Here is a 15,387-nt window from a genome sequence, read left to right on the forward strand (position 1 = left end):
GGCGGAGCGGCGAGAATATGAAAGAACGGGGGAGGGCAGCCCTCACGGCTGCCAGCGTCCGGCACGGTCCGGGAGAAGGATGTGCTCCCTGAACTTGCCTTTTCCGTGGGCGTACATCTGGAGCAGCTCCTGCCTGATCTGCGCCATCAGGGCATCGATAGCGTCGTAGTCCTTGTTCTCGATGGCGGTCTTGAGCTGGTCAACGAGGGTCTCTACCTTGGTGACGTTCATTCCCGACTTCTCCATGATCCTGAGCTGTATCTCCACGCGGTGCAGGAACACCCTCGCCATCACAGCGGCGTCGATCCTCACCCTGTTCTGCCACTCCTTCGAGGCCATCCTTATGACGAACTCGGCGTGGGCCTTTGCGGCCGTCGCCTGCCCGTAGGCCCTTCCGTACTCACCGTTGTCATAGGCGTTCCTGGCTCTCTCAAGCTCCTTCTTGGCGAGGTTCAGCATCTTCTCCGCGACCCGGTCCATCTGGGGCGGCAGGGTAACGTTCGCGAGCAGTTCCTCGGCGGAGGCAATGCGCTCTTCGCTCGTGTTGATGGCCTCCATCGCCATCTCAGGGGTTATGTTGACATCGATCTCTGTGACGTTGGCCCCGACGCGGTTCTCGAACCTCTCCCTGAGTCTCTCGGCCATTTCCATCATGACTTGGCTTCTGATGAGGGTCATGTTCTTCGGGTGGGCCTCTATCTTCATCATGACTCTGGTTATGTTGGTGGTGTCGTTGGCGAAGATTATCACCCCGTGAACCTTCACGGCCTTCCTGAGGGCGACCTTGATCGCGGCGGTGTCGTTGCCGGGAACCACTATCACATTGTTCTCAAACTTTATCCTGAGCTTGGCGGTTGCGTTTCCTATGACCGCCAGATTGGTCTCGTACCGGTTCCTGCCCCACCAGCGCTCGACGGTGATGTTGAGCTCCTCAAGGTCATCCAGGTACCTATCGACGACGGCATTGGGTCCGCCGATTATTATAACATTATCCGGGCCGTAGCTCATCACGCTCGCCGTGACGTTCGGGTCATAGATCCCCCAGGGGGTCGTCACGACCACCGCGCCGGTCATGTTGGCGAGGTACTGGGCCAGTGTGCAGTCAGCCTCGTTGTCGCTGACGAGTATGACGGTCACGCTGGTATCCGCGGCGGAGGCATGGCCGAAGGACACGGTCGTCGCCACCATCATCAGACCAAAGAGCAATGCAATAGCTTTTTTCCACACCATGGCGCTTCACCTCGCTTTTCTTTTTGAAGACTGTTATATTTAAGCTTTTTTCACGAAATCGTAGTCTTAGATTCATGTTTGTTCAGCATAATCCCTCTTTACGGGCTTTTTCATAGCTTATCGTTAAACAACGTTAGCCAACGTTTATTTAAGTTTACAGAGGCACAAAACCCGGTGGTTTTGGCTGCGGAGGGTGTGGGGGAGAGTAAACAGAAAAAGAATCATGGGGCGACGTAGTAGTACTCGCCCATCTCCTTCTGCTCCCTGTCCTTGACGCTGTTCTCCTTGTTGGCCCTGGGCCTGCCCGTGTCCGGGTCGCGTCTGAAGGTTATGCCGACCCCCGCGAGGAAGCGGTTCATTCCATCGCGCATCCCGGTGGGCGGCAAAGCTTTGCCGTGCTTTCCGGGTTCGCCCTCGAAGACCATGAGTCTGTCGCTGATGTAGTCTATCATGAGAACGTCGTGCTCGACGACAAGGGCGGTCTTGCCCTCCTTCTCCATCAGGTGCCTTATCGCCCTCGAAACCGCCAACCTCTGCTCGACGTCGAGGTAGGCTGAGGGCTCGTCGAGCAGGTACAGGTCCGCGTCGCGGATGAGGGCCGCGGTTATTGCAACCCTCTGAAGCTCACCGCCCGACAGCTCGTTCACCTGTTTGTCGTAGAGATCCGGAACGCCGAGCGGGTTGAGAAGTTCCGTCTTGTAGAAGCTGTTGAGGAGCTTCCCCGCGTTTATCTTGCTCAGGAGATCGTAGACGGTCCCATCATAATCAACCTTGATGTACTGCGGCTTGTAGGAAACCTTCAGCTCCCAATCGACCTCTCCCTCGGTGGGCTTCTCGACGCCTGCGAGCATCTTCACGAAGGTCGTCTTACCGATTCCGTTGGGGCCGACGATGCTCACAACCTCGCCCATGTAGAGCGTTCCGGGCTCAGCCTCAAGCCTGAAGCCGCCGTAGTCCTTCACCAGCCTCGGGTACTCAACCAGTATCTCGCCCTCCTGGCTCTTCCTCTCGCTGGATTTGGTGAACCTTATCTCCTGAGGCCTGAAGCGGACGTTCTCGTCCTTCAGGTAGCCGCGCAGGAACTCGTTTATTCCGTTGCGCGTGCCCTTCGGCTGGGAGAATATACCGTAGGCGCCGGGCTTACCGTAGACGACGTGGATAACATCGCTGAGGTAATCCAAGACCGCCAGGTCGTGCTCAACGGTGAGAACCGCCTTGCCCGAATCTGCCAGATGGCGGATTATCCTGGCCACCTTGAGCCTCTGCTTTATGTCGAGGTAACTGGACGGCTCATCGAAGAAGTAGAAGTGCGCGTCCCTGAGTATCGCCGCGGCTATGGCCACGCGCTGAAGCTCACCGCCGGAGAGGTGTTTTATGTCCCTGTCGAGGACGTTCTCCAGCTCGAGCTCCCTTACGACCTCCTCTAACTTGCCTGTCTCGTCGGCCCTCTTGAGCAGGTCCCGAACCTTGCCCTTAACCGCCTTGGGGATTAAGTCCACGTACTGGGGCTTGACTACAGGTTTAATCTGCCGGTTCTTGAGCTTCTCGAAGTAGTTCTGGAGCTCGTTGCCGCGGAATGCCCTGATGACGTTGTCCCAATCCTCGTTGTCGCCGCAGAGGTTCGGCAGGAGCTGGCCGGCGAGTATCTTAACCGCGGTGGTCTTACCGGTTCCGTTCGGTCCGAGGATACCGACGACCATGCCGTCCTTGACCACCGGAAGCCTGTAGAGGACGAAGGCGTTTACTCCATAGCGGTGGACGCAGCCCTCCTCAAGCTCATCCGGGAGGTTCACTATGGTTATCGCGTTGAAGGGACACTTATGCACACAGATTCCGCAGCCCGTACAGCTCGCCTCCTGAATCACCGGGCGGTAGTTCTCCTCGTCTATGATTATCGCCTCTCCGCCCATTCGATTGACGGGGCAAACCCTCTCACACAGGAAGTTGCCGCACTTGTCCGGATTGCACCTGTCGTAATCGATGACCGCTATCCTCATCACTCACCACCGGGTTAGGCTGAGGGAGAGGGTTTTAAAGGGTTGCGGGATACTGCCCCTCTTGTCGTCCGCCCCATCTTTTCAATGGGCAGGGGTTGTCTAGTAGAAGCACGCCCGCTACTTTTTTAGCCGTTATTTTCAATTTACCCCCATGTCCCTCTTCGAGACGCTCAAGCCCCTCAAGTCCGAGATAGCGAGGGTTCACGTTTTTCCTCCAAAGGAAGGCGAGTTCGGCGATTTTCGGTTCAACAACCCCGAGGTAAACACCCTCCTCGAAGAGCTCGGCTTTAGGCTCTACCGCCACCAGGTCGAGGCCCTCGAGAGGCTTTACTCTGGAAAAAACGTCGTCGTGACGACGCCGACGGCGAGCGGGAAGAGCGAGATCTTCAGACTGGCCATCTTCGACTCCTACCTCTCGAACCCCCGCGCGACTTACCTGCTCATATACCCCACGAGGGCACTCATAAACAACCAGCTCGAGAAGTTTTCGCTTCAGAACCTCGTCTTCTACCACCTCACCGGAAAGCACGTGAGCGCGAGGATCCTGACCGGAGACGTCCCCTGGGAGGAGAGGAGGCAACTCCTCCGCGAGAAGCCGAGGGTTATCTTCACAACCCCGGACATGCTCCACTACAACATCCTGCGCCGCTGGAGGGACTACGAGTGGCTCCTCAGAAACCTCCGCTACCTGGTCGTTGACGAGCTTCACGTTTACAGGGGCGTCTTCGGGAGCAACGCGGCCTACCTCTTCCGCCGCCTCGACTTCAGGCTAAGGAGACTCGGAGCAAAGCCCCAAACCATAGCGCTCTCTGCAACGCTCAGGAACCCGAAGGAGTTCGCGGAGAAGCTCTTCCGGAAGAACTTCGAGGCGGTAAGCGGTGCCACGAATCCTTTCCCACGGAGGTACCTGGTCCTCTTCGAGCCAAGGAACCTCGACGAGAGGCAACTAATAAGGAGTGCCATTGAGAGGCTCGTCGGTGAGAAAATCAAGACGCTGGTCTTCTTCGACAGCAGAAGGGGAACCGAAAAGCTCCTCCGCTTCCTCCTCGGCTCGCCGGTATTTCACAGAACGAGCACCTACAAGGGAACCCTGCCGAAGAACGTCCGCTGGGAGATAGAGCGGGACTTCAAGAAGGGAAAGCTGCTCGTTCTCCTGACGACCAACGCCCTCGAGCTCGGCATAGACATCGGCGACCTCGATGCAGTCATCAACTACGGCATCCCTCCGGACGGGCTTTTCTCCCTCATCCAGCGCTTCGGCAGGGCCGGGAGGAAGGCCGACAGGGAGGCCCTCAACGCCATAGTCCTCAGAAAGAACGGTCTCGACTACTACTACCGAGAGCACTTCGACGAGCTCGTTGAGAGGCTGGAGCGGGGAATAATCGAGTACATGCCGGTAAACCTCGAGAACGAGCGCATAGCCGAGAAGCACCTTCACTACCTCCTCACCGAGCTGGGAATAATCGACTGGGACGAGCTTGACGAGTTCGAGAGGAAGATAGCCGAAAGGCTCGTCATCGAACGGAAGGCTGACCTGAAGAAAAATCCGCTCACCGGAAAGCTCGAGGTTCGCCGGAGGAAGCCGGCCTTCAGCTACTCCTCTCTGAGGACAGCGAGCGATGAGACGTTCTTCCTCGTCAAGGACGAGCCCTGGATAAGGGGCAAGCTGATGGAGAAATCCTCGCTCAGGGAGTTGCTCAACTTCATCAACTGGCTCAAGCTCACGGGCTACATCATCGAGGAGGTCGATTCCGACGAGTACCACCGCTCGCTCCTGCCGGGGATGGCCTACTTCTCGAGGGGAGAGCTCTACATGGTCAAAGACCGGTTAGCCCTCGGAAAGTTCCACTTCGTCTTCGCGAGGGGACTTAACCGCTTCTGGGACGTGGAAACCTTCGTGGCCAAGAGGGAGGAGGTCGAGATACTTGAGAGCCGGGACGAGAAAACCTGCAGGGGAGTGGAGATTCATCTCGGCCGGCTGAGGGTCAGGCACGTCTACACCGGATTCGCCGTCAAAGGGGCAGACACCGGGAACTACGTCGGTGAGCTGGTCAGGCTGAAGGAGGACGGCATCCTGCGTGGCGAGATACACTCCCCGATGACCGGCGAGAGGATCGAGGCCGAGGAGGACTTCTCGATCCTCAACTGGGAGAAGTTCGCGAAGGTGGAGTTCGAGGAACCCTACGTCCGGGAGTTTGAGACGGAGGGAATATGGCTAGTCTTTCCGGACTCAATAAGGGAAGTCACGAGCGAGGAGTTCAGGGAGTTCTTCGATGTGGCTGCCGAGAAGGGCTTTGAAGACCCTGCCTTTGCCCTCTACAGCAACCTCGACAGGAGGAAGCTCTTCCCTCTCTACCTCGGGACGACTACCCACGTCATAAGGAAGACAATCGGGGATGCCCTCCAGAGGCTCGGAATCAGCGATGAAGAGCTGGCCTTTGCGATAAAGAAGATGATCGACAGCAAGGACGGAATCGGCTCGGCGCTTCACGCGATAGAGCACAACATGATAAAAATCGCTCCCATCTTTACCTACGTGGATTCGAGGGAGCTCGGGGGCTACAGCTACGCGAGCTTCCCGGGCTTACCCCACGCTGGAAGGCCGGTCGTGTTCATCTACGACGGCAACGAGGGGGGAGCGGGCCTCGCACCGATAATCTACGAGAACGCCGTGAGGCTGATGGAGAAAAGCCCTGAGCACCTCCGTTCCTGTTCCTGCCAGGACGGCTGCCCCGTCTGCACGCTCTCCCCGAAGTGCGGCACCTTCAACGAGTTCTTAGACAAATGGGCCGCGATAAGGGTTTGGGAGAGGGTTCTGGAAGGGTCTTCTTCCGAGAGCAGGGATGACTGACTCGGGATTTTACATGGTATGTAATTTACATGAGATGTAAAAACTCAAAGGTTCCCCTCGAAGGAGCTCATGAAGAGCCTCCTCAGCCGAACCCTTCCCCTCGTCCTCTCCGTCAAAAGCTCCATCAGCTTCTCCGCCTCTCCTTTCCTCGTTTCAACGGTGAACGTCACCAGCTCGCCGTAGTCCTCCTTAACAACCCCTCCTCCAGCCTTTTCAACGGTTTCCCTGACGGTGTGAAAGAGGCTGTAGGGGAAGGTGACCTGGAAGCGCTCCGTCTCGTACACCTCAATGATACCCGCGTTTTCGATGGCCAAACTTGCCGCATCGCTGTATGCTTTGACCAAACCGCCGTAGCCGAGCTTTATGCCGCCGAAGTAGCGGGTAACAACGACGACAACGTTGCTCAGCCCCCTGTTCTGGATAACCTTGAGCACGGGCTTTCCCGCCGAACCCTTCGGCTCGCCGTCGTCATCGTAGCGAACCGCAAAGTTCTTTCCATCATTGATGAGGTATGCGGAAACGTTGTGGGTGGCGTCGCTGTGGTGGGCTTTGATTTTTGCGATGAACTCCCTCGCTTCATCCTCCGTCTCCGCGGGTGATGCGTAGCCTATGAAGACCGACTTCTTGATCACCAGCTCCGCTGTTCCGATACCCTTCAGCGTTCTGTAGTCCATAACTCACCCTCTGAGCGTTGCTATGAGCTTTCTCTCGTCGAGGAGCATGCCTATGGCGTCCTTAACGTCCCTCACCACTACGTCGCTGGCGAGGAGGGCGTCGGTTGTCGCTCCCTCCGGCCCTATCACGCAGAAGGCCAACTCCGCGCTCTCAAGCATGGCCACATCGTTGTTTCCGTTGCCAACCGCTATGTAGGGTTCGTAGCCCCTCGCGATTTCCGCCTTTTCAGCACCGCTCGAAACCCTCTCGATCCTCACCGGAAGGCCTTTGAACTCCTCCTCGAGCGTCTCGAAGGTGTCCGCGCTCAGAACGACGACCGTGTATTTATCCGCGAGCCTCTCTAGGAGGTGTTTAACTTCGTCATCGATCCTTCCGCCCTCCGCCAGGGTACCGTTCAGGTCAAAAAGTACCGCATTTATCTCCAGGTTCCCGTAGTTCGGAATCTCCATGCCCGTTCACCATCACAAGTTGGAGTGTAAGGTTTTTAAGGCTTGGAGTCAAACCTGCAGTGTTCAAGAAGGCGGAGTTAAAGGCTTGACTACTTGGGGGTAGAAGTTATGAACATGCTCCAGCGGCGCCTTGAAGATCCGGAGGTGCTCGTAAGGCTGAACGCGTTCTTCCTCAGCTACTTTGGATGGGTTGCCTTCGGCGTTCTGTACGGCGTCATCGGGCGCTGGAGTGTGGACTTAACGCCGCAGTTTCTCAGACTCCCCCTCACATCGAGGGATCTGGTCGTTGGCCTGGTGGAGTTCACCAAGGGTGTGCCGCCCCTCCACGCACTCTTTACCGTCGTGTACTATCTCGGCTTTGCCGGTTCCATAGCCCTTATCGTTGCTTACCTCCTGCTGTATCTGAGGGATCTAGAGGCGTCCGACCGGCTGCTTGCCCGGTATCTGATGGCGTATGCCGTTGCAGGCTCGATATACCTGATAGCCCACATCTACGCCCCGCATATAGTCTACAACCTGCCCGGCTACACCTCCGACAATACCCTCCTAACGAGGCAGGAATTCGTCCTCCCCTCCCTTCACAACACGTTCATAATGATAAACATAATCACCCTGTGGAAATACCGGAAGCGCCTCGGCGGAAAGGTCCTGATACTCACGAACAGCCTTATACCGTTCGCAACGGTGTTCCTGGGGCACCACTGGATCTATGATGTCCTCACAGGCTTTCTCCTGGGTATTGCCGTGTCAAGAACCTCCTGGGAATGGGGCGCAAGGATATCCGCGGGCATATACCGGTGGGAGGTTTCCTCGCTCCAGAGGGTCACAGTCTTAAACTTCCTCCTCGCGGTCATAGTCCTGATAGTGGCGGCCGATCCCGCCAGGGCCCTGGCCATCTTCGGGGGGCTCCTTGGTGGTCCCTGAGAAAAGCTTATAAACTCCCCGCTGGTCTTTAACATCGGGTGCCGGGGTAGCCTAGCTCGGCAGGGCGGCGGACTCGTAATCCGCAGGTCGCGGGTTCAAATCCCGCTCCCGGCTCCACAATCGTCCTTCCCTTCTAAAAGCCACGCTTTTGGTCGAAAGCCGCATTAAAATCGCATCCTCAATAAAACGGCTCCTATTATACGTTGCAACGGGCAGATCTAACGTTCAAGCCTTGACAGAGTCAGATCATCCCGATGGTCACCACAGAACCAGTCCGCTCTTTACCGTAATTGAGACTATGGCCTGCCGAGTACCCGGGGCCGGGACCAGCACCAGGTAGAGCGGACCCTTCTCCGGGAACCTCCAGATCTTCTCAATGCTGGTTGTGTCCTCCGCCTTGAAGAAGCACAGGGGCCCTTCTCCAGATTTGAGCATTTCAACGCCGGTTCCATCGGTGATGCAGACCGTCACCGGCCCTGTGGATTTTATCGAAAAGTACACGGTGCTCCACTGATGGCCGTTGAGCGTGTAAAGATAGTACTCCCCGGGGTTCAGCACGACGTCCTCTTGGAACCTGTGAGGGCCCCCCCACACCGCGGCGGCCATAAGCACGGCTGCCACTATCATGAGGGAGAAACCGAGAGCTTCCATTTTTTTCAGGGTCGGGGGCCTCACGGTTATTGCGGCCATCTTCATTCCCTCGATTTACAAAATAGTATCTGCCCTATTTAAACATTGTGACTCAAAGTCTTGATTTTAGACGATTTTATCACCAATATCCCCAATTTTTGCTGTTTTAATACATACTTGGACAAAATCCAGGATGTTGGAGCACCGCGGCGGCAGGTACTATCCACCCGTGGTCGGCTTCCAGGCGCACTACTGGGAGGTTTATAAACCCGGAGCACCAAAGGTTGGGTATGCGGCGCGAAGCTCTGGGGACCGCCCTGGCGCTCTCGGGGATGGTGATATACGGACTTGAGCCAGTTGTTATAAAATCCAACCCGACCAGTCCCATCAGTTTCGCCGCTCTCTCGGCCCTCGTTGCGTCGCTCGTTCTCTGGACCGCGGTCGGCTGGGGTGGGGGGCTGGATGAGATCCATGAAAATCCCGCCGGAATAAAACCGGCGTTTCTGGTCGGTTTCTTCGGAACTGCGCTCGCCTATCTTGCATACTCCTTTGGGGCCCGGATGAGCACCGCAATAAACGCCGCCCTCATAACGAGGAGCGAGGTTCTGTGGTCGTTCCTTCTAGCGTGGCTCCTCCTGGGGGAGAGGATAACGAAGCGCCTTGTGGTGTATTCCCTAGTTATCCTGGTGGGCCTGGTTCTTATCATGGTTCCAGGACATTCGGTTGAGCTCAGGCTGGGTGATCTTCTGCTCCTCCTCGTGCCCCTCTTCTGGCAGCTGGGCCACGTTATAGCCAAGAGGCTTCCCTACAGCCCTCAGACGATAGCGGCCCTTCGTAACACCTTCGGATTCCTCCTTCTCCTGCCTCTGGCGGCTGCGTCAGGACTTGAGTTCTCAGGCTTTGTAATCGCAGAGGGTCTGGTGATAGCGGCCGGTCAGCTCGTGTGGTACGGATCGATAAAGCGCATCAACCTCTCCAAGGCAACGGCCATAATAACCCCGGCCCCGGCGGTTGCAATAGGCGTCAGTGTGCTGCTGGGGGAGACACTGACACTCTATCACGTCGTTGGTTTCGCCCTCATAACCGCCGGAACCCTGGGTTGTTCCATAAATTGTAACAAGCGAAACTTTTAAATATTTTTGGCACTAATTTTTTTTTGGGCGAGAGGGGTGAAGCTTTACCGGACTGGTGAAGTCGCAAAGAAACTCGGAGTTTCCAAGATGACAGTCCTCCGCTGGATTAAAGCAGGCAAACTCAAAGCCCACAGAATCGGCAAAGAATACCGAGTCCCCGAAAGCGAAATCAAGAGAATTCTTGAGGGCAAAATCCCCAACAAGGTTGTGATTTACGCTAGAGTCTCAAGCCGAGACCAGAAGGAAGACCTCGAAAGACAAGTCGAATACCTCAAAAATTACTCTTCTTCAAAAGGCTACCAAGTGGCCAAAATACTCACGGATATCTCCTCCGGCCTGAACGAGAACAGGAAAGGATTAAAACAGCTTTTCAAACTCATCGAAAGCGGAGAAGTTACCAAGGTCGTCATAACTCACAGGGACAGAATTACACGCTTCGGTTTCAAATACCTCGAACAATACTTTAACTCTCACGGGGTGGAAATTGAAGTAATCTTCGATGATGAGGAGAAAACACCAGAGAAAGAACTCGTGGAGGACTTGTTAGCCATAGTAACTTCCTTCGCTGGAAAGCTTTATGGTATGCGTTCGCACAAGAAAAAACGCCTCGTTGAGGCGGTAAAGAATGCCCTCAGAGACTATTAAACTAACAGCAAAATTCAAGCTCAAGGGAACCCTCAAAGGATTAGATGAGCTTTTCCAAACCTATCGAGAAATCGTGAACCTTCTCATCACTTACGCTTTTGAAAACAACGTTACCAGTTTTTACCGGCTAAAGAAAGAAACTTACAAAGGCTTACGCAAGGAATATCCAGAACTCCCGAGCCATTACCTCTACACGGCCTGCCAAATGGCAACAGCCATCTTCAAGAGTTTTAGGAAACGGAAGAAGAAAGGCAGAGCCAAGGGGAAGCCGGTATTCAAAAAAGACGTCATTATGCTCGACGACCATCTCTTCAAACTCGATTTGGAGAATAAAACCGTAAAACTCTCCACTCCCAAAGGAAGAGTCCAGTTGGAATTTTATCCTGCCAAGTATCACGAGAAGTTTAGGGAGTGGAAGGTTGGGCAGGCTTGGTTGGTTAGAACGTCAAAAGGCGTCTTTCTAAACGTTGTTTTCTCCGGGGAGGTTGAGGTTAAAGAGCTGAAAGCTTTTGTCGGAGTGGATTTGAACGAGAACAACGTTACGCTTTCTCTTCCTAACGGGGAGTTTGTCCAGTTCATCACCCACGAGCGGGAGATTAGGACGGGTTACTTCGTGAAGAGGAGGAGAATACAGCAGAAAATCAAGGTTGGGAAGATGAGAAAAGAACTCCTCGAAAAGTATGGGCTGAGGGAAAAGAACAGGCTGAACGACTTGTACCACAAGCTGGCGAACAAGATTGTTGAGCTGGCGGAAAAATACGGTGGAATTGCCTTAGAGGATTTGATGGAAATCAGGGATTCAATCAGGTATTCGGCTGAGTTGAATGGAAGGCTTCACAGGTGGAGTTTTAGGAAGCTTCAAAGCATTATCGAATACAAGGCGAAGTTGAGAGGAATAAACGTTGTTTTTGTTAATCCCGCTCTCACTTCCTCCCTGTGCCCGGTATGTGGGGATAAGTTAAGCCCGAATGGGGGCAGGGTTTTGAAGTGCTCAAAGTGTGGGTTTGAAGCCGACCGTGATGTGGTTGGGAGTTGGAATATTCGCTTGAGAGCATTGAAGATGTGGGGAGTTCCCGTTCCCCCCGAAAGCCCCACAATGAAGACGGGAGTGGGGAAGGTTATCCGCTACGATTGGTTTGAAAGTTCCAAAAGTAGCGGATAACCAGAACGGCGATAAAGGTTAAAAGTGCAATCAAAACCGAAGGTACGCCTTGATGAAGCGGAACACGTCCCTGACCTCGAAGCGGCCCTCCCTCGAGGGGTCGTATATCATGCCCACAGGAACTTCCTTTATCCTGGCGCCCATCTTTGCGGCCTTCAGGAGCATCTCCGTCTCGACCTCGTAGCGGTCGCTCTCTATTTCCGGAAGGAACTCCCGTCTGTAGGCCCTAAACCCGCTCTGGGTGTCGTAGACATAGCGCCCCAGTTTGAGACGTATAAGCCGTGTCGTCAGGATGTTGCTGATTCTCCTGTGCAGCGGCCTTTTTCCAGCCTCCTCGACCTTCCTTGCCCCGATCATCAGATCGGCCTCACCGCGGACTATGGGCTCGACGAGCTTTATTATCTCCTCCGGCCTGTGCTGTCCGTCGGCGTCGATGAAAACTATCACGTCCCCAGAGACCTCCTCAACGCCCCTTCTCATTGCGCAGCCCTTGCCGCAGTTTCTCTCGAGTCTAATCGCCTTTATCCTGGGGTCCTTCTCGGAGAACGCCCGTGCCACCTCGTAAGTCCCATCGCCGGAGCCGTCGTCCACGACCACTACCTCGTCGATAAACTCCGGTATCCTGTCTAGAACGTTGGAAAGGCGCTTTTCTTCGTTGTACGCTGGAATCACAACGCTTACCCGTTTTCCATCCAGCATTCAATCCTCCTCTCTCAGTTTCTCCAGGGCACGCGCGGCCTTTTTCCTGAAGTCCTCCTTATCGAGGAACTCCCAGTAGTGCTCCCTGCATGGAAACGCGCCGCCCTTAACCTCCTCCCGGTAGTTCTCAATAGCCAGGCGCATCATCCCGCCGATGTCAGCGTACTTCTTGACGAAGGGTGGGGTCTCCTCGTAGATGCCGAGAAGGTCATGCCAGACGAGAACCTGGCCGTCGACCCACGGCCCGGCACCAATGCCGATCGTGGGGATTGATATCTCTTCGGTCACGAGTTTTGCCACGTCCGCGAGGGTGAACTCGAGGACAACCGCAAAGGCCCCCGCCTTCTCAAGTGCCCTGGCGTCCCGAAGTATCTCCTCGATCTCCTCCTCGGTCTCCCCCATCAGCCTGTATCCCCCGAACCTCAGATAGCGCTGCGGGGTAAGCCCGGTGTGCCCCATGACGGGTATTCCCATGCGCACGAGCTTTCTGACGAGCTTCCTGTGGTCGTAGCCGCCCTCGATCTTAACGGCATCCGCACCGGCCTGTATCAGTCTAACCGCGTTCCTCAGGCCCTCGTCGGTGTCTATCTCGTAGCTCGCAAAGGGCATGTCCGCCAGAACGAGCGCCCTCTTGACGGCCTTCGAGACCGCCCTGGTGTGGAAGACCATCTGCTCCATAGAAACGTTCAGCGTGTTCCCCTCTCCGTAGACAACCATTCCTAGGGAATCGCCGATGAAGATGATGTCCATCCCTGCCCTGTCTGCTATCAGTGCGGACGGGTAATCGTAGGCGGTTATCATCGCGATCTTTTCCTTCCCCTTCATCTCGATAATCCTTCGCGCCGTTATTTCCCTCATGTTCTCCACCTCTGAAGGGTTAGACGGCGGTCTAATTAACGGTTTCGATGGTTGGGTTTATTAAGCAGTGAGCGGAGATAGTATAGGTGCCAGTAGTGGGGGAGCCATCCTTCGGATCAGTCAAAGCCAAGGGAAAACCTGCCTTGAGAGTGATGGAGGAGATGCAGGCTCAGCACGTTTCAAGTGCGGACGCTCATGAGGAGACGTTAATTGATGCTCTGCATCTTGAATGGGCGGATTTAAAAGTAACGAAATTTCCGCCAGCGCTTTCAAAGAAAGGGCTGTGGGAGGTGAGGGAATGAGGGAGTGGGAGCACTACGAGCACACGGCGGATGTGGGCATCCGCGGCTACGGTGAGAGCCTCGAGGAGGCATTTGAAGCAGTTGCCCTGGCGCTCTTTGATGTGATGGTTGACGTGAGGAAGGTGGAGAGCAAAGAATGCCGTGAGGTCGAGGCCGAGGGTGAGGACCTGATGGCGCTCCTCTACAACTTCCTTGAGGAGCTCCTGGTTCTCCACGACATGGATGGTCTGGTCTTTGGGGACGTTAACGTCGAGATAGAGAATGCCGGGGAAGGCTACCGGCTCAGGGCGAAGGCCTGCGGCGAGGTTCTCGACTACGAGAAGCACGAGCCGAAGGAAGAGGTGAAGGCGATAACCTACCACGAGATGAAGATAGAACAGCTGCCGGACGGGAGATGGATGGCGCAGCTGGTTCCGGACATCTGAGGTGGTTCCATGAGCGCGAGGGACAGGATTAAGGAGACCAATCCCGCCTTTTACGAGCGCTATTCGATGCTCGAAGACACGGACGAGTTCTGGGAGTTCATAATCCGACCCCTGCGGCAGAGCATAAGGGTGAACACCCTCAAGGCTCCGCTTGATGTGGTCGTTGAGAGGCTTAAGGAGGAGTTCGAGCTTGAACCGGTTCCCTGGGTTCGTGAGGGGTTCTTCATCAACGTTGACAACCTCGCGAAGGTTCCGGAGCACAGTTTGGGCCTCATCTTCGGCCAGGAAGCGAGCTCCATGATACCCCCCGTCGTCCTCGGCCCCAAACCTGGTGAGCTGGTTCTCGACATGGCCGCCGCGCCGGGCTCGAAGACGGGCCAGATGGCTCAGTACATGAATAACGAGGGCTGCATAATTGCCAACGACCCCAAAATAAGCAGGGCGAACGTTCTCATAGCGAACCTCAACAGGATGGGGGTTTTGAACACCCGGGTGAGTGTGAAGGACGGCGTTTACTTTGCCCGCTTTGAGAACCGCTTTGACAGGATCCTGCTGGATGCCCCGTGCTCTTCGGTTGGCATGATACGGAAGAAATGGAGGTTCCTGACAGAGTGGCGCATGAAAGAGGTTGTCCGGTGCATGAACATCCAGAAGAGGCTCATCATGGCGGCTTATAGGGCGCTCAAGCCCGGCGGAACGCTGGTTTACTCCACCTGCACCATAGACCCCATAGAGAACGAGGAGGTCGTCGATTACCTGCTCCGGAAGACCGACGCGAGGCTCGAGCGTATAGACCTGCCCGTGAAGACCAGCGAGCCGATCCTCGAGTGGGAGGGGAGAACCTACTCGGAGGAGCTGAGAAAGGCCCTGAGGATTCATCCCAACGACAACGACACCGAGGCGTTTTTCATCGCAAAGATTGTAAAGCCGGAGGGAGGGGCATGAACGACAATCCGAGGGCGGAGATAGGGCAGACAAATGACGCCGAACTCGTCAAAAGGCTCCTCATTGAGAACTACGGCTATGCGCCGGAGCTTGTCTATGAGATACGCGGGAGGTATCACAAGGTCTATGCATGGAAGCCCTGCTCCCTTGAAATCAGGGGCCCCGACAGAAACGGGGTGTACTTCGGCAGGGTGGAGAGCGACGGGATAAGGCTGAGCATCGAAGGTTCCTTCCTCGTTGGGCCGAAGGCGACCAAAAACCTCGTTGAGCTGGACGATGAAAAGGCGAGGCGTTATTTATCCGGCGAGAGCGTTGAGATTGATGAAAGCGTTAGCGGGTGGGTGCTCCTTAAGTGGCGCTCCTACTACCTCGGCTCGGCCAAGGCCAAGGAAGGCAGGCTCATAAACTACGTGCCGAAGGAGAGGAGGCTGAAGCTCGAAGACCCCACGAAAGCTTAAAATA

The 15,387-nt window shown here is 55.5% G+C and carries 16 protein-coding genes and 1 tRNA gene; 10 read left to right on the forward strand and 7 right to left on the reverse strand.

The features are described 5' to 3' along the window. Window positions 1-42: 42 nt before the first annotated feature. Together FPV09_RS00980 and FPV09_RS00985 are read right to left on the reverse strand one after the other, a co-directional pair. On the reverse strand, window positions 43-1,230 hold the full coding sequence (locus FPV09_RS00980; protein WP_148882036.1) for a cell wall-binding repeat-containing protein: 1,188 nt from the start codon (window positions 1,228-1,230) through the stop codon (window positions 43-45). A gap of 221 nt (window positions 1,231-1,451) precedes the next feature. Then, complete coding sequence (locus FPV09_RS00985) at window positions 1,452-3,227, reverse strand: ribosome biogenesis/translation initiation ATPase RLI (protein WP_148882037.1); 1,776 nt, start codon at window positions 3,225-3,227, stop codon at window positions 1,452-1,454. A 151-nt stretch (window positions 3,228-3,378) separates the two neighbouring features. On the opposite strand from FPV09_RS00985, the gene FPV09_RS00990 reads away from it, so the two are divergent. Next, window positions 3,379-6,078 carry a DEAD/DEAH box helicase gene (locus FPV09_RS00990; RefSeq protein ID WP_148882038.1) on the forward strand — a complete coding sequence of 900 codons (2,700 nt, stop codon included), beginning with the start codon at window positions 3,379-3,381 and terminating at the stop codon, window positions 6,076-6,078. A gap of 44 nt (window positions 6,079-6,122) precedes the next feature. Here the strand turns inward: FPV09_RS00990 and FPV09_RS00995 are convergent, their stop codons facing one another. After that, on the reverse strand, window positions 6,123-6,752 hold the full coding sequence (locus FPV09_RS00995; RefSeq protein WP_148882039.1) for a YigZ family protein: 630 nt from the start codon (window positions 6,750-6,752) through the stop codon (window positions 6,123-6,125). 3 nt (window positions 6,753-6,755) lie between these two features. Then, complete coding sequence (locus FPV09_RS01000; protein WP_148882040.1) at window positions 6,756-7,202, reverse strand: HAD family hydrolase; 447 nt, start codon at window positions 7,200-7,202, stop codon at window positions 6,756-6,758. 108 nt (window positions 7,203-7,310) lie between these two features. On the opposite strand from FPV09_RS01000, the gene FPV09_RS01005 reads away from it, so the two are divergent. Both FPV09_RS01005 and FPV09_RS01010 read left to right on the forward strand, forming a co-directional pair. Continuing rightward, window positions 7,311-8,126 carry a phosphatase PAP2 family protein gene (locus FPV09_RS01005; RefSeq protein ID WP_148882041.1) on the forward strand — a complete coding sequence of 272 codons (816 nt, stop codon included), beginning with the start codon at window positions 7,311-7,313 and terminating at the stop codon, window positions 8,124-8,126. Between the two features lie 40 nt (window positions 8,127-8,166). Beyond that, a tRNA-Thr gene (locus tag FPV09_RS01010) sits at window positions 8,167-8,243 on the forward strand. Window positions 8,244-8,384: 141 nt separating this feature from the next. Here the strand turns inward: FPV09_RS01010 and FPV09_RS01015 are convergent. Further along, window positions 8,385-8,822, reverse strand: a complete 438-nt coding sequence (locus FPV09_RS01015; RefSeq protein WP_246112279.1) for a hypothetical protein — start codon at window positions 8,820-8,822, stop codon at window positions 8,385-8,387. Between the two features lie 224 nt (window positions 8,823-9,046). Between FPV09_RS01015 and FPV09_RS01020 the strand changes: the two genes are divergently transcribed. From FPV09_RS01020 to FPV09_RS01030, 3 genes are read left to right on the forward strand one after another with little or no spacing between them, the layout of a single operon-like run. Then, complete coding sequence (locus FPV09_RS01020; RefSeq protein ID WP_148882042.1) at window positions 9,047-9,889, forward strand: DMT family transporter; 843 nt, start codon at window positions 9,047-9,049, stop codon at window positions 9,887-9,889. Window positions 9,890-9,925: 36 nt separating this feature from the next. Next, window positions 9,926-10,534 (forward strand): IS607 family transposase, encoded by a 609-nt coding sequence (locus FPV09_RS01025; protein ID WP_148882043.1) that lies wholly within the window; start codon window positions 9,926-9,928, stop codon window positions 10,532-10,534. Then, window positions 10,515-11,696 (forward strand): RNA-guided endonuclease InsQ/TnpB family protein, encoded by a 1,182-nt coding sequence (locus FPV09_RS01030; RefSeq protein ID WP_148882044.1) that lies wholly within the window; start codon window positions 10,515-10,517, stop codon window positions 11,694-11,696. Before FPV09_RS01025 ends, FPV09_RS01030 begins: the two co-directional genes overlap by 20 nt. A gap of 30 nt (window positions 11,697-11,726) precedes the next feature. Here the strand turns inward: FPV09_RS01030 and FPV09_RS01035 are convergent, their stop codons facing one another. Together FPV09_RS01035 and panB are read right to left on the reverse strand one after the other, a co-directional pair. Next, window positions 11,727-12,395, reverse strand: a complete 669-nt coding sequence (locus tag FPV09_RS01035; protein ID WP_148882045.1) for a glycosyltransferase family 2 protein — start codon at window positions 12,393-12,395, stop codon at window positions 11,727-11,729. Next, window positions 12,396-13,253: a 3-methyl-2-oxobutanoate hydroxymethyltransferase gene (gene panB, locus FPV09_RS01040; RefSeq protein WP_148882046.1), complete on the reverse strand. Its 858-nt coding sequence runs from the start codon at window positions 13,251-13,253 to the stop codon at window positions 12,396-12,398. A gap of 86 nt (window positions 13,254-13,339) precedes the next feature. On the opposite strand from panB, the gene FPV09_RS01045 reads away from it, so the two are divergent. The 4 genes from FPV09_RS01045 to FPV09_RS01060 are packed head-to-tail and all read left to right on the forward strand — an operon-like array spanning window position 13,340 to window position 15,383. Further along, window positions 13,340-13,555, forward strand: a complete 216-nt coding sequence (locus FPV09_RS01045; protein ID WP_148882047.1) for a hypothetical protein — start codon at window positions 13,340-13,342, stop codon at window positions 13,553-13,555. Beyond that, on the forward strand, window positions 13,552-13,980 hold the full coding sequence (locus FPV09_RS01050; RefSeq protein WP_058938396.1) for an archease: 429 nt from the start codon (window positions 13,552-13,554) through the stop codon (window positions 13,978-13,980). The genes FPV09_RS01045 and FPV09_RS01050 overlap by 4 nt, the downstream gene beginning before the upstream one ends. A gap of 9 nt (window positions 13,981-13,989) precedes the next feature. Beyond that, on the forward strand, window positions 13,990-14,925 hold the full coding sequence (locus FPV09_RS01055) for a tRNA (cytosine(49)-C(5))-methyltransferase (RefSeq protein WP_148882048.1): 936 nt from the start codon (window positions 13,990-13,992) through the stop codon (window positions 14,923-14,925). Beyond that, the gene (locus tag FPV09_RS01060; protein ID WP_148882049.1) at window positions 14,922-15,383 is read left to right on the forward strand and encodes a methyltransferase RsmF C-terminal domain-like protein; all 462 of its coding nucleotides are present in this window, start codon (window positions 14,922-14,924) and stop codon (window positions 15,381-15,383) included. The genes FPV09_RS01055 and FPV09_RS01060 overlap by 4 nt, the downstream gene beginning before the upstream one ends. Window positions 15,384-15,387: the final 4 nt, after the last annotated feature.

The sequence above is a fragment of the Thermococcus aciditolerans genome, from assembly GCF_008152015.1.
Lineage (GTDB): Archaea > Methanobacteriota_B > Thermococci > Thermococcales > Thermococcaceae > Thermococcus > Thermococcus celericrescens.